The following is a 14,217-nucleotide window of genomic DNA, read 5'->3' as shown; positions in this document are numbered from 1 at the left end:
GCCGGTCCGGGTCACGGTGTTGCTGTTGCCGGAGAGGTTGCCGGCGCCGTCGCGGGCACGGACGTAGTACGACACGGCCGCGCCGCCGACCACCGCGCCGCCGACCACGCCGCCGCCGACGAGCGGGACCAACCTCAGTCTGGGGGCCGGGGCCGACGGTTCCAGCAAGGCCAGCGGGACCAGTTACGGCAACGTGCGCGACGGCGACATCAGCACCTACTGGTCGCCGGCCGGATCGACCGGCTCCATCTCGATCAAGTGGGGATCCGCCACCCGGGTGTCCCGGGTGGTCATTCGGGAGCCCTCCGGGACCCAGGGCTCCATCGGCTCCTGGCAGCTCGTCAACCACGACACCGGCGCCGTCCTGGCCTCCGGCAGTGGCGCCGGCGCGATCACCTTCACCGCGACGGCGCTGAGCAAGATCACCTTTAGGATCACCAGCTCGAGCGGTACGCCGCGGGTCGGCGAGTTCGAGACGTACGCCAGCTAGCCAGCGGATGGGCGGGGGTGGCGGCCGGCCGCTCCCGCCACCGTCGTGGTCCACGAAGGACGCGGGCCGGATCACGCCGGCCCCCGGCAATCACGCTCGGTGGCCGTTGAACGACTGTTAGCGTACGGCGATGTCCGCTGGTCGAGAGGGGACGCAGGCGAGCGGCGGCGGTCCCGGGGTGACCGACGCGGGTCGCCTGGCGGCATTCAGCGACGGCGTGTTCGCCATCGTCATCACCCTGCTGGTGCTGGATCTGCGGGTCCCGGAGTTCCACGAGGGTGGGCTGGCCGAGGGGCTCCTCGGGGAGGGGCTGGCCTATCTGGCCTCGTCGTGTCGTTCATCTATGTCGGTGTTCTCTGGCTGAATCATCACGCCGTGCTCCAGTTGGTCCGGGGCACCACTGCCGCCTTCAGCTCGATCAACCTCGGCATCCTCTTCGGCGTGGTGATCATTCCGTTTCCCACCGCCGTCCTGGCGTCGGCGCTGGCCGACGGCAACACCGACGATCTGCGCGTGGCGGTCGTCCTGTACGCGTTCGCCGCAGCACTGATGTCGGCGCCCTGGTGGGTGCTCTTCGCCTATGTGCGCCGCCATCCGGAGTTGCGTGCCGACTCCGTCGACCAGGAGCAGGTCCGGGTGCAGGAGGCCCGCCCGATCGTCGGCCTGGTGCTCTATGGCCTGACCGGGGTGCTCGGTTGGTTGGTGACCCCACTGCTCGGCCTGATCGGTGTGGTCGTGATGATCATCTTCCACGGCGCCACGAGCCAGGGTCTCCGCCACGGGGACGGTCTGTTCGGGTCGCTGATGGGCGGCGCGGTTCTCGACGCCGAGCGGATCGACGGCTACCTGTACGAGGAGGCCGGCGAGCACCTCGGCACGGGTCTCGGGATGCGGACCCGAGGTGTGGTCGGCGTCTTCAACATCGCTGTCGTCCCGGGCGCGCGCGGTCGTGGCCTGGGTCGCGCGATCACCGAGAAGGTGCTGCGCGAGGGTGTCGCGGCCGGTGCGGACGCGGCGTACCTGCAGACCAGCGCGCTCGGCCGGCCACTGTACGAGTCGATGGGCTTCCGCCTCCTGGAGAATTGGACCGCCTTCCATGCGTGACCACGCGCCGAGACGGTCGGGGCCGCGGCGCGTCGACGCGTCGACGCGCCCGTGCACGAGACACGAGGGGACCTCAACCGTGAGCTTCAGTGACGATGTCCGCTCGGCCTTTCGGCGTGGGGAGACCGACGCGGTGGTGCGGATGAGTACGGCCGAGATCGAGCGGGCTCGGGCCGTCGGCGACGCGGCCGGCAAGGTGGAGGCCCGGTACAGCCTCGCGCGGGTGGCGATTCGTGGCGGCGACCTGACGCTCGGGGAGGCGCGGGCGCGGGAGGCAATCGACGTCGCGGTGCGCTCCGGCGATCGCGCGTTGGAGGAGCGGCCGAGACACGTGCTGGCCGCGGTGGCGCGGATGGCCGGCGATCTGACGCGGGCGCGGGATCTGTACCGGGAGAGCATCGCGCTGAACGAGACGCTGGGTCGGCCGGAGACCGTCAACTCCGAGACGCACAACCTGGCCTTCTGCGAGCTGGGTCTCGGCAACCTCGCCGAGGCGAGGAGGCTGTTCACGCTCAGCCGTACCCGGGTGTTCCGGCACGGCTGGGACGAGTTCGTGCCGTACGTCTGCGTGGCGGGCGCGGCGCTCGCGTCCGCCGAGGGCGACCACCCGCGAGCGGCGCTCATGGTCGGTCTCGCGGACGCGGCGTTCGCGGCGCTCGGCCAGGTGCCGGACCCGGACGACGCGGCCGACCTCGCCGCCGTGCGAGACGCCGCGATCGAGGCGCTCGGCCCCGCCGCTTACGCCGCCGCGCAGGAGCGGGGTGGGCACCTCGATCCCCGTACGGCGTTCGACGACGACCACTGAGAGGTACTGGCGGTCAGGCCGGCGGCTCGGGAGCCGACTGGGCATCGTGATCGTCGCCCGCACGGGCCCGCGCGGCGGCGACGGCCTGGCCGCGCTCCGACCCGGGAAGCGGTCGAGCATCGCGCCCACCTCGTCGGCGCTCACGTTGGCGCCGAACAACTCGCTGCCCGGCTCGAGTCGTACCCCCTCGGCGAGGGGGCCGGCGACGACCGGGTCGAAGCCGAGATCGTCCACAAGGGACGCGACCGTGGCGAGGCCGGCCTCGTCGTCACCGGCGATCGCGATGGCCTTGCGGCCGGCCGTGCCCGCCGGCCGCGCCTCGTCCTCAAGATCGTGGTAGCCCATGTGGTTGAACGCCTTGACGACCCGCGCGTCGGCCAGGAACGCCTGGACGATCTCACTGGACGAGGTGCGCGGGTCGGTCAGGTCGTCGCGGATGCCGTCCACCTCCCACCAGTAGTTCATCGCGTCGACGACGAGCTTGCCGCGCAGCGTCATCCTCCTCGCCCTCGTCGCCCTGCTCGGGTGCGCAGAGCGACGAGGGCGGCACCCGGCTGATGCCGGGAACACCGCACCCGCCGCCGGCGCAGGACGTGGCGCGGTGATCGCCGACGGCGCTGCCCGCACGCGATCACGACCCGGCTGCCGGGGCGCGTCGACGGCGACCTGACGTCGGCCCGCCCCACCGTCCACCGAGGCCAGCGCGGCGGTGTTGCTGCGTGTCCGCCTCCACCGGCGCACCGACAAGAATCGTCAGATGTATTGGCGAGGTTGGTCGGTGGTGCAGGTGTCCACCGTGGCCGCCGGCCCCCGCCACCGCTCCGGGCGAGTCCGATCTCTCCTGATAAGGGTCGGGTCGCCGCCCACGATCCTTCCAGCTATCGACCGTTGCCTATTGCGTGACGCCGGAGTAATCTTCCCGAAACACATCAGACGTTTCGTCGTCTGAGGGTCTGCCAACGGCCTGCGCAGCGAGGTCAGGTCGGTGCCACCGCGCGGATCCGCTATCGGGCTTCGGCGTTGTCGCGCTTGGGGTGGCCGGATCGGTCACCGTTTGGAGGATCGATGTCAGACCTGACCCGGCGCCAAGCCCTCAAGATCGGCGCAGCCGGCGCGGGCGGTGCCCTGCTGCCGCTGCCCTGGACGGCGACCGCCCAAGCCGACGCCGTCGCGCCGCCGCAGGTGCTGGCGGCCAACGACCTCGCCCTCTGGTACGACGAGGGTGCCGGCACCGACTGGCTGCGGGCCCTGCCGATCGGCAACGGCCGGCTCGGCGCGATGGTGTTCGGCAACGTCGACACCGAGCGACTTCAGCTCAACGAGGACACGGTGTGGGCCGGCGGCCCGCACGACCCCAGCAACACCAGAGGCGCGGCCGCGCTGCCGGAGATCCGGCGACTGGTCAACGCGAACCAGTGGACGCAGGCCCAGGACCTCATCAACCAGACCATGATGGGCAACCCCGGCGGGCAGTTGGCCTACCAGACCGTCGGCAACCTCCGGCTCGCCTTCGGATCCGCCAGCGGAGCGTCCCAGCACAACCGCACGCTCGACCTGACGACCGCCACCGCCACGACGTCGTACGTCCTGGGTGGCATCCGTTATCAGCGTGAGGTCTTCGCCAGCGCGCCGGACCAGGTCATCGCGATGCGACTGACCGCCGACCGCACCAATTCGATCAGCTTCACCGCCACGTTCGACAGCCCTCAGCGCACGACGGTGTCCAGCCCGGACGGCGCCACGATCGGCCTCGACGGCGTCTCCGGCAGTCAGGAGGGCGTCACCGGGCAGGTCCGTTTCCTCGCCCTGGCCAACGCCACCGTCACCGGGGGCACCGTGTCCAGCTCCGGCGGCACCCTGCGGGTCACCAACGCGACAAGCGTGACCTTGCTCATCTCGATCGGCTCCAGCTACGTCAACTACCGCAACGTCGGTGGCGACTACGGGGGCATCGCGCGACAGCGCCTCAGCGCGGCGCGCGCCTACAGCTACGACCAGCTGCGCAGCCGGCACGTCGCCGACTACCAGGCGCTGTTCGGGCGGGTCACCATCGACCTGGGCCGCACCTCCGCCGCCGACCAGACGACCGACGTCCGCATCGCCCAGCACAACAGCGTCAACGACCCGCAGTTCTCCGCGCTGCTGTTCCAGTTCGGCAGGTACCTGCTGATCTCGTCGTCGCGACCCGGCACCCAGCCGGCGAACCTCCAGGGCATCTGGAACGACTCGCTGACCCCCTCGTGGGACTCGAAGTACACGATCAACGCCAACCTGCCGATGAACTACTGGCCGGCCAACACGACCAACCTGGCCGAGTGCCACAACCCGGTGTTCGACATGGTCCGCGACCTGTCGGTGGCCGGCGCCCGCACCGCCCAGGTGCAGTACGGCGCGGGCGGCTGGGTCACCCACCACAACACCGACGCGTGGCGGGCCACCGCCGTCGTGGACGGCGCGTTCTGGGGCATGTGGCAGACCGGCGGCGCCTGGCTGTCCACGCTGATCTGGGACCACTACCAGTTCAACGGTGACGTCGAGTTCCTGCGTACGAACTACCCGGCCATGAAGGGTGCCGCACAGTTCTTCCTCGACACGCTGGTGACCGAGCCGACCCTCGGCTATCTGGTGACCAACCCCTCGAACTCGCCGGAGCTCAGCCACCACGCGAACGCCAGCGTCTGCGCCGGCCCCACCATGGACAACCAGATCCTGCGTGACCTGTTCGACGCGTGCGCCCGCGCGAGCGAGATCCTCAACGTGGACAGCACCTTCCGGGCCCAGGTCCGCGCCACCCGGGACCGGCTCGCGCCGATGAAGATCGGCTCGCGGGGCAACATCATGGAGTGGCTCTACGACTGGGTGGAGACCGAGCCCAACCACCGGCACATCTCGCACCTGTACGGGCTGGCCCCCAGCAACCAGATCACCAAGCGCGGCACCCCGCAGTTGTTCGAGGCCGCCCGCCGTACGCTGGCGTTGCGCGGTGACGACGGCACGGGCTGGTCGCTGGCCTGGAAAATCAACTTCTGGGCGCGGATGGAGGAGGGCAAGCGGGCCCACGACCTGATCCGCTACCTCGCCACCACCGCCCGGCTCGCGCCCAACATGTTCGACCTGCACCCGCCGTTCCAGATCGACGGCAACTTCGGCGCCACCGCCGGCATCGCCGAGATGCTGCTCCAGAGCCACATCGGTGAGCTGCACATCCTGCCCGCGCTGCCGCCGGCCTGGCCCAGCGGACGGGTGACCGGCCTGCGGGGCCGCGGTGGGCACACGGTCGGCATCACGTGGGCGAGCGGCGCGGCCACCGAGGTGCTCGTCGGTCCGGACCGTGCCGGCACCGTCCGCCTGCGGTCGCGGTTCCTGACCGGCACCGTCAGCGTCGTCGACACCGCCGACGGGACGTCGCCCCGGGTCACCCGCGTCGAATCCGACCTGATCGAAGTCACCGTGCAGGCGGGACGCACCTACCGGGTGACCAGCACGGGTGTCGCCACGCCGACGCTGGAGCAGAGCTTCACCAACGCCGGCATCAGCAACGACAGCAACACCAACGTCGCAAACTTCGACGGCAACGGCGCCAGTCTCTCCGCGCAGGCCCTGGCGCAGGCCGGCGCCAGCCCGGGCAGCACGGTGAGCCGCAACGGAGTGACCTTCCGCTGGCCCAACGTCAGCCCCGGTACGGCCGACAACGCCATCGCCTCGGGCCAGACCATCGGCGTCAGCGGCACCGGCAGCACGCTCGGCTTCCTCCTGACCGGCACCTACGGCGCCGTGTCGGGAACAGGCACCGTGGTGTACGCCGACGGCACCCGCCAGACGTTCACGTTGAGCACGCCCGACTGGTACGGCGGGCCGCAGTCCGGGGCGACCGCCGCCATTGTGTCGGCCTACCAGAACCGGCCCAACAACGCCCGCCAGGCCACGGCGGCCTGCATCTACTACGTGGGCGTGGCGTTGCAGAGCAAGGCGGTGACCCAGGTCGTGTTGCCCAACATCAGCGCACGGGCCGCGGCGAACGTGCCGACCATGCACGTCTTCGCCATCGCGATCGGGTCCTGACCTTTCGCCTCGCCACCTCCCCGGTGCCTGAACGTCGGGGAGGTGGCGAGATCTCGCGGCCGGGCCGCCGGCGGGCAGCGCGGTCACCGGCGGCGCGGCGTGATCAGTCCCGACTCGTACGCCCACACGACCAGCTGGGCCCGGTCACGGCAGTGCAGCTTGGTCATCGCCCGGTTCACGTGTGTCTTGGCGGTCAACGGACTGATCACCATCCGCACGGCGATCTCGTCGTTGGTCATCCCGCGGGCGACGAGCTCGACGATCTCCTGTTCGCGGGCGGTCAGCACGTCCCGGCCGGCCGCCGGCACGGCTGGCGGTGGGCCGGCCACGAACTCGCTGATCAGCGTACGGGTGACGGCCGGCGCGAGCAGTGCATCGCCGCGCGCCACGACGGCGACGGCCTGCAGCAGGTCGGCGGGGTCGGCGTCCTTGAGCAGGAAACCGCTGGCGCCCGCACGCAGGGCGGCGAAGACGTAGGAGTCGAGCCCGTAGTTGGTGAGAATGAGAATCCGGATCGCGGCAAGGTCGGGGTCCGCGGCGATGCGCCGGGTCGCCTCGATGCCGTCGAGGCCCGGCATCTGCACGTCCATCAGCACGACGTCCGGGCGCAGGCGTCGCGCGAGGTGCACGGCCGACGTGCCGTCGGTGGCCTCGCCGACGACCTCCAGGTCGTCCTCGGCCTCCAACAGCGCCCGGAACCCGGCTCGCATCAGCGCCTGGTCGTCGGCGAGCAGGACCCGGATCATGCCAGCTCCCCGCGCCGTCGCCCGGTCATGCCGGCTCGTCGAGGGGGAACGTGGCCCGCACCGTGAACCCGTGGTCGTCGCGGGCGGCGGCTTGCAGGGTGCCGCCCAGTCCGGTAACCCGTTCCCGCATACCGCGCAGTCCCACCCCCGGTGTCGGGGGCCGCGCCGGCGACGCCCGCCCGTCGTCGGTGACCGCGACGGTCAGCCCGGCCGGGGCGTACTCGACGTGAATGTGCGCGGTCGCGGGGCCGGCATGGCGGGCCACATTGGTCAGGGCCTCCTGGACGACCCGGTAGCCGGCCTGGTCGACCTCGTCGGGCAGGCTCCGGGGCCGGCCGCTGACGGTGACCTGGACCGGCACGCCGACCGCCCGGGTCCGCTCGGCGAGTTCGTCCACCCGGGCCAGCCCGACGCGGTCGTCGTCGGGGGCGCGCAGGATGTCGAGGGTGGTGCGTAGTTCCCGCATCGCGGCGCCGCTGGCCTCCTGGATCGCCAGCAGTGTGGCCGACGGTTCCTCGCCGTGCTTGCGGGCCAAATGCACGGCGATCCCGGCCTGCACCTTGATCACCGAGATGCTGTGGGTCAGGGAGTCGTGCAGGTCGCGGGCGATGCGCAGACGCTCCTCCCCGGCACGGCGCAACGCCATCTCCTCGCGGGTGCGTTCGGCCTCGATGGCCCGCTGTTCGACCTGCTCCAGGTACGCCCGGCGTTGCCGGCCGACGAGCCCGGCGACGTTGGCCGCCACGAACCATCCCAGCAGCAGGGCCGTCCGCTCGACGATCAGCTGGTTGGGGCGGTCGGCCGGCGCCACCGAGACGTCGCGGGCCAGGAAGCCACCGAGGAAGGCGAGGCTGGCCACGGCAGCGGCCGCCCGGCGACCCCGCCAGGCGGCGAGGTAGACCACGCCGAGCACGGGGAACGCGGCGGACACCCCGGAGTGCACCCGGATGTGCAGGGCCAGCATGGCGGCGGTCACCACGCCCAGCGCGACCACCGGGTACCGCCGGCACACCGCGAGGGCCGCCGCCATGGCGAGGACCAGGGCGACGTCGAGGGCCCCGACGGTCGCGGCGTCCGGTGCGAGCGCGGCGTTGCCGAGCAGCAGGCCGCCGAGGGCGAGTCCACTGAGGGCGTACGGCAGGTCGCGGCGCATGGTCGCACTGTAGAACGGCCGTCGTCCGTCAAGCATCCCGCGCGTGCGGTAGATCAGGCGTACCACGGGGGTGGTATCGCGGCGGAGCAAGTGTCTGCGGCGGAACGACGTTTTCCCAGCCCGCCACGGCAAGCATCGACCTCATGACATACCGCTTCTTCACCCCCATCCCCACGAAGGCGGCCACCGGCCGCACCGCGGAGGTCTACCAGCAGTCGCGCGAGGACTTCCTCGGGCCGCTGCCCACCTTCCAGGTGCTCTCGGCCGTGCCGGAGGTGCTGGCCGCGACCTGGTCGCTGCTGCGCGAGGCCCTGCTCGCCGGGGACGCGTCCCGGGTCGAGCGCGAACTCGTCGCGGCGGCCGTGTCCCGGGCCAACCGCTGTCAGTTCTGCGTCGACGCCCACGTGCTGCTGCTGCACGCCCTGGGCGAGCACGCTCTGGCCGAGGTCGTCGCCCGGGGCGGGACGCCACCCGACCCGAGGCACGCCGAACTCGCCCGCTGGGCCCAGGCCAGCCGCAGCCCTCGCGCCGCCGACTGGAGCAGCACGTACCGCCCGGAGGTCACCGGTACGCTGCTCGCCTTCCACTTCATCAACCGGATCGTCTCGGCGCTGCTCGACCCCGACCTGCTCCCCGGCGGCCTGCAACGCTCCCCGCGGGTGCGTTCGGTCGGGGGCCGGTTGTACGCCAGGGCCGCCCGGGAGCCGAGGGAACCCGGTCGCAGTCTCCCGCTCATCGAGGCGGGTCCGACGCCGCCGCCGGCGTGGGCGGGGGACAGCCCGGTCGGTGTCGCCTACGCGTCGTTGCGAACCGCCGCCACCCGGGGCGGGGACCTGCTGGGCGACGTGGCCCGCCAGACCGTGACGGCCACCGTGCGCTGGGAGGACGGGCGGTTCCCGGCCCGGCCCGCCGACTGGGCCGTCGACCTGGTCCGGGACGTGCCCGGCCGGGACCGTATCGGAACCCGGATCGCGTTGCTGGCGGCGTTCGCGCCCAGCGCGATCAGCGTGGGGGACGTCGCCCTCTGGCGGCTGTCGCACCCCGCCGACGCCGACCTCGTCCGGCTGGTCGCGTACGGGGCGATCACGGCCACCGACCATGTCGCCCAGGCCCTGGCCTCGGCGCACCTCTAGGAGATCACCATGCGTAAGGCATTCGTCGTCAGCGCCGCCCTGCTGCTCATCGCGTTCGCCGTCCAGTTCGTCTTCGCCGCCGTCGGCGCGTTCACGAAACCCGGGGGCGACGGCGCGTACGCCCTGCACAGTGTCAACGGCATGGCCGTCATCCCCGTCCTCACCCTGCTCACCGCCCTGTTCGCCGCGCTGGCGAAGGCGCCGGGCCGACTCGTCGGACTGGCGATCCTGCCGGTCGGCCTCGTCGTCGTGCAGGCGCTTCTCGCCATGCTCGCCAACGCCTCCACCGACGCCGCCGGAGTCAGCACCGCGTTCGGCCTGACCCTCGGCGGGTTGCACGCGCTCAACGGCATCGTCGCGGTGCACGTCGTGGTCGGCGTCCTTCGGGCAGCGCGGAGGCTGGGTGGTCCGGCGCCGGTGGGCGACATCCGCGCGGCCGTCCGGGAGGGGGAGCCGGCATGACCACCGGCTCGCTGCTCGTGGCGGACCTCGTGCTCGCGGTCCTCACCGCCGCCGGATGGTTGGGTGGCGGCGCCGCGGCGGCCGCCCGGCGCCGTCCGCTCGCACTCGGGCTGGCCGCCGTCGCGCTGCTCGCCACGCTCGGCCGCGCGCTCACGGTGATCGCGCTCGCCCGCGCCGGCTGGTGGTTCGCCGCGGAGAAGGTCCTCATCGCCGCGCCCCTGTCGCTCGCCGCGGTGGTCGTCGCCGGGCCGCGGCTGCTGCGGGCCGCGGGCGACCTCCGGTCCGTCGCGGTCCCGCTCCTCTTCGCCGGGTACGCCGTGAGCGGCGCCCTGCTCGTGACGATCCTGCACGGGTATCCGGCGTCGGCCTCGGTGGGGCTGCTCGCGGTCGCCGGGGTCGGCACGGCGGCGGCGGTCTCGTGGCGCTTCCTCGACGCGCGCCCGTCCCGGACGGTGTCCCGGGCGGCCACCGTGGTGACGGTCGCGGCCCTGCTGGCCGGAACCGGGCTGGCCGTCGCCCCGGACGCCGCGCCCGCCGTACCGCATGATCATGGCTATTCGCAGATCCGGACCACCGACGAACCCACTCGGCGGTTCACCCTGACGGCCGGGACGGCCAGGGTGAACGTGGGCGGCCGCGACGTCGCGGCGTGGGCGTTCAACGCGCAGGTACCCGGGCCGGAGTTGACCGCCACCGTCGGCGACGTCGTGGAGGTGACGCTGCACAACCGGGACATCGGGCGGGGCGTCACCCTGCACTGGCACGGGTACGACGTGCCGAACAGCCAGGACGGGGTGCCCGGGGTGACGCAGGCAGCGGTGCTGCCCGGCCAGGAGTTCGTCTACCGGTTCCGTGCCGATCAGGCCGGGACGTACTGGTACCACACCCACGCGGTGTCCGACGTCGGTGTGCGGATGGGCCTCTACGGCGTCCTGGTGGTGCGCCCGGGGCCGACGACCGGCCTCGACGTCACCGTGCCGGTGCACACCCTGGCGGGTCGTCCGCTGCCCCCGGCGCGAGTGGAACGGGTCGAGGCCGGCGTGCCGGTGCGGCTGCGCCTGATCAACACCGACAACACGACGCACCGGTACGCCCTGGCCGGGGCCGCCTTCCGGGTCGCCGCGATCGACGGCTCTGATCTGCGGGGTCCGACGCCGCTCGCGGACACCGCCATGCTGATCCCGGCCGGGGGCCGCTACGACCTGGTGTTCACCGCGCCGGCCACCCCGGTGGCGCTGTTCGTCGACGGACGGGTGGTCTACTCCACCGGGGAGGTGTCGACGGCGACCGGCGGGTGGCCCGTCCTGGACCCGCTCACCTACGGCGTGCCGGCTCCGATGCCGTGGGCCCGGTTCGACCGGAAGTTCACCCTCGTCCTCGGCCGTGGTCTCGACCTGCACGGACTGCTCCCGCGATACGCCCACACCGTGAACGGCGCGGCCGATCCGGACATCCCGCCGCAGGTCGTCCGCCGCGGCGACGTCGTCCGCTTCACGATCGTCAACCGGTCGCAGACCGTGCACCCGTGGCATCTGCACGGCCACCACGTTCTCGTGCTGTCCCGCACCCGGAAGGCGGCGATCGGAAGTCCGTTGTGGCTGGACTCGTTCGACGTCCGGCCGGGTGAGGTGTGGGAGGTGGCGTTCCGAGCCGACAACCCGGGGATCTGGGCCAACCACTGCCACAACCTGGGGCACGCCGACGCCGGGATGACGCTGCACCTGATGTACTCGTGATCTCCCGCGCCGTTCCCGGTTTCGGCCCGACCCTGGCGGGAACCCCGTCGCCGCCCGTGCAGCGGAGGCAGGCGACGAAGAGGTGGCTATGACCCTGGCCAACCCGGCTCCCGACTATTTCGAGCCCGAAGACGGCATGTTCCTGGCGACGCTGCTCATCGTCCGCGACATCGATCGGTCGCGGGAATACTACGAGCGGGTGTTCGGGGCGACGTGCGTCCATGACGCGAACCCGTTGATCATGAGGTTCTTCAACAGCTACATCATCATCAACGTCGAGGGCGGCCCGACGGACGACAAGCCGACGGTCCAGGCCAAGGCCCCGGTCGACTCCAACACCCTGAGCTGCGCGATGAATGTCCGGGTCCGGGACATCCACGCGCTCTACACCGAGTGGAAGGCCCGCGGCGCGGATTTCCTCACCGAGCCGAAGGACCACGGCACGGAGATCCGTTGTTACCTCCGCGACCCCGACGGCTATCTGGTGGAGATCGGGCAGGGCCTCTAGCCGCGGAGTCCCATCGCGGGCCGCCGGATCGGGCAGGCGCAGCACCCGGCCCCGTCGCGTGGCGGCGGGGCCGGGTGTCGGTGCGCGGAGTCGGTCGTGATCAGCTGGTTCCGCAGCTGACCGTCGGCCAGTTCCAGTTGCCGTTGGCCATGATCGTTATGCCGAAGTTGTTGCCGTTGCCGTTCGGCCTGGCGGTGACGGTTCCGCTGGTGCCGCTGACGGAGGCGTTCCAGCTGTTCTGAATGCTCTGGCCGCCGCCGAGTCCGAGTCTGACGACCCAGTTGCTGGTGCCGCTGACCGCGACGTTCAGATTGAAGCGGTCGCCCCACTGCTGACCGGCGGAGAGCGTCGCGTTGCAGGTGCCGGTCCCCGGGTTACCGGTGGTGGGCCCGGAGGTGGGTCCGGAGGTCGGGTTGCCGCCGCCGCCCTCCTGGACGGTGACGTCGGAGCTGCCGCTGCTCTGGTAGCCCTCGGTGGCCATGATCTGGTAGCTGTGATTGGTGCCGAGGTTCAGGCCGGCGCGGGCCCAGGCGTCGAAGTGGTTGGCGGTGGTGATGGTGCCACTCGAGCGCTTGTTCTGACGGACGCTCCAGTACTGGTAGAACGTCTGGTTGCCGTCGATCGACGGGGCGTTGACCCGCTGGCTGCGCAGGATGTCGTAGGTGCCGCCGTCAGTGGTCACCGTGCCCAGCCGCTGGGCGCCGCTGCTCGGGTTGTAGCTGCCGAAGTTCTCCACCACGTAGTACTCGATGAGCGGGTTGCGCGTCCATCCGTACAGGGCGAGGTAGGTGTTGTTGTTCCCCGGGTTGTAGTTGGCCGAGTAGCTGACCGTCCGCCGCGAGCCGGTGGCCCAGCCCTTGCCGCCGACCCAGTTGTTGGTGCTGCGGTCCCAACTGCTGGAGTACCGGCCGTCGGCGCGCAGCGTCATGCTGGCGTTGCCGCCGTCCTTCCAGAAGGAGAAGTAGTAGCCGTTGTGCGTGCCGGTCAGGCTCGAGGTGAGCGTCCGGTCGGCCTCGGCGTACGCGTTGGTCGCCGTCACCGTGCCGGCGACGGCCAGGACGGCGGCGCAGGCGGCGCCCAGGAGCAACCGGATTCGGCCGCGCCTCCCTGGCCTGGTGGGGGTGTGGCTGGTGTCGGTCATGTGGGTGGTTCCTCCTCGTAACGGCCACGGCGTCGTGCCGCGTGGTGGTGGTTGGCCGGTCGTCCTGCACGACGACCGGAGGAGTGGGCCGTGGTGGCTGGTGCTGACGGTGATTGAGCGTCGTCGATGGGGACCGTATTAACCCGGTCGTCGACTTGTCAACAATTTCCGGAAACGCCGTGGCAACATCGCTCTCGGCTCCCCCTGCGGGAGGGACGCGTGTCGAGCCAGGTCAGTAGTCAATCAGAGTTCGGTATCGTCATACGACTGTCGGCGCCGACGGACCTCACTTCGGCCGGAAGCCGCCGAAATTTCCGAAGACTTTCCGGACCTTGACCACCAGGTGCGGGAAGTGGGTCCGGGAGGGGGCACCGCCACTCCGGCGTGCCGGATGGGTTAAAACTTGATCCGTTCCAAAATAGTGAGCTAGTGTTCCTCGGGTGATGCCCGACTTCGAGGCGCAACTGCGAGCCGCCTCGCTGCGCGTGACCCGGCCCCGGCTGGCGGTGCTCGCGGCCCTGCGCGACCACCCCCACGTCGGCACCGACGCGGTGATCGCGCTGGTGCGGGCGGAGCATCCCACCGTGTCCCACCAGGCCGTGTACGACGTGCTGCGGGTGCTCACCGACGCCGGTCTGGTACGCCGGATCCAGCCTGCCGGCGCCACCGCCCGCTACGAGTCCCGGGTGGCGGACAATCACCACCATGTCGTGTGCCGCTCCTGCGGCGCCATCGCCGACGTCGAGTGCGCCGTCGGCCACGCCCCCTGTCTGACCGCCTCCAATGACCACGGGTTCGTGGTCGACGAGGCGGAGGTCGTCTACTGGGGCACCTGCCCCGGTTGCGCGGCCGCTCGCACCTCCCAGTGATCCGCCAG

At 71.5% G+C, this 14,217-nt stretch carries 12 protein-coding genes and 1 pseudogene; 10 read left to right on the top strand and 3 right to left on the bottom strand.

The features are described from left to right. Positions 1–85: 85 nt before the first annotated feature. The 5 genes and pseudogenes from ABZU53_RS15365 to ABZU53_RS15345 form a co-directional block, all read left to right on the top strand. Positions 86–490 (top strand): annotated as a pseudogene (locus tag ABZU53_RS15365) (pectate lyase); the annotation flags it as partial. Between the two features lie 130 nt (positions 491–620). Continuing rightward, positions 621–854 carry a TMEM175 family protein gene (locus tag ABZU53_RS15360; RefSeq protein ID WP_355066431.1) on the top strand — a complete coding sequence of 78 codons (234 nt, stop codon included), beginning with the start codon at positions 621–623 and terminating at the stop codon, positions 852–854. An 11-nt stretch (positions 855–865) separates the two neighbouring features. After that, positions 866–1,594, top strand: a complete 729-nt coding sequence (locus ABZU53_RS15355; RefSeq protein ID WP_355066430.1) for a GNAT family N-acetyltransferase — start codon at positions 866–868, stop codon at positions 1,592–1,594. Positions 1,595–1,736: 142 nt separating this feature from the next. Next, positions 1,737–2,399, top strand: coding sequence for a tetratricopeptide repeat protein (locus ABZU53_RS15350; RefSeq protein ID WP_355066429.1), 663 nt, complete (start codon positions 1,737–1,739; stop codon positions 2,397–2,399). 1,065 nt (positions 2,400–3,464) lie between these two features. Then, positions 3,465–6,461, top strand: a complete 2,997-nt coding sequence (locus tag ABZU53_RS15345) for a glycoside hydrolase family 95 protein (RefSeq protein ID WP_355066428.1) — start codon at positions 3,465–3,467, stop codon at positions 6,459–6,461. 83 nt (positions 6,462–6,544) lie between these two features. Here the strand turns inward: ABZU53_RS15345 and ABZU53_RS15340 are convergent, their stop codons facing one another. Continuing rightward, positions 6,545–7,207, bottom strand: coding sequence for a response regulator transcription factor (locus ABZU53_RS15340; protein ID WP_354855471.1), 663 nt, complete (start codon positions 7,205–7,207; stop codon positions 6,545–6,547). A gap of 25 nt (positions 7,208–7,232) precedes the next feature. After that, a complete protein-coding gene (locus tag ABZU53_RS15335) occupies positions 7,233–8,360 on the bottom strand; it encodes a sensor histidine kinase (protein WP_354855470.1) in 1,128 nt (375 codons plus the stop codon). A gap of 143 nt (positions 8,361–8,503) precedes the next feature. Here ABZU53_RS15335 and ABZU53_RS15330 point away from each other — a divergent pair, with 143 nt between their 5' ends. From ABZU53_RS15330 to ABZU53_RS15315, 4 genes are all read left to right on the top strand, one after another. Beyond that, on the top strand, positions 8,504–9,493 hold the full coding sequence (locus ABZU53_RS15330) for a carboxymuconolactone decarboxylase family protein (RefSeq protein ID WP_355066427.1): 990 nt from the start codon (positions 8,504–8,506) through the stop codon (positions 9,491–9,493). Positions 9,494–9,502: 9 nt separating this feature from the next. Continuing rightward, the gene (locus ABZU53_RS15325) at positions 9,503–9,955 is read left to right on the top strand and encodes a DUF6220 domain-containing protein (protein WP_355066426.1); all 453 of its coding nucleotides are present in this window, start codon (positions 9,503–9,505) and stop codon (positions 9,953–9,955) included. Then, a complete protein-coding gene (locus tag ABZU53_RS15320; RefSeq protein ID WP_355066425.1) occupies positions 9,952–11,691 on the top strand; it encodes a multicopper oxidase family protein in 1,740 nt (579 codons plus the stop codon). Before ABZU53_RS15325 ends, ABZU53_RS15320 begins: the two co-directional genes overlap by 4 nt. 88 nt (positions 11,692–11,779) lie before the next feature. Beyond that, a complete protein-coding gene (locus ABZU53_RS15315) occupies positions 11,780–12,199 on the top strand; it encodes a VOC family protein (RefSeq protein WP_355066424.1) in 420 nt (139 codons plus the stop codon). A gap of 100 nt (positions 12,200–12,299) precedes the next feature. Here ABZU53_RS15315 and ABZU53_RS15310 read toward each other — a convergent pair whose 3' ends face one another. Continuing rightward, entirely contained in the window at positions 12,300–13,340 is a 1,041-nt protein-coding gene (locus ABZU53_RS15310; RefSeq protein ID WP_355066423.1) for a glycoside hydrolase family 11 protein, read from the bottom strand. Between the two features lie 440 nt (positions 13,341–13,780). Here ABZU53_RS15310 and ABZU53_RS15305 point away from each other — a divergent pair, with 440 nt between their 5' ends. Further along, complete coding sequence (locus tag ABZU53_RS15305) at positions 13,781–14,209, top strand: Fur family transcriptional regulator (RefSeq protein WP_354855464.1); 429 nt, start codon at positions 13,781–13,783, stop codon at positions 14,207–14,209. Positions 14,210–14,217: the final 8 nt, after the last annotated feature.

It is taken from the genome of Micromonospora sp. NPDC005194 (assembly GCF_040608335.1).
GTDB lineage: Bacteria > Actinomycetota > Actinomycetes > Mycobacteriales > Micromonosporaceae > Micromonospora.
The sequence above is the reverse complement of the archived record's forward strand: the minus strand, read 5'-3'. Positions and strand labels throughout refer to the sequence as shown.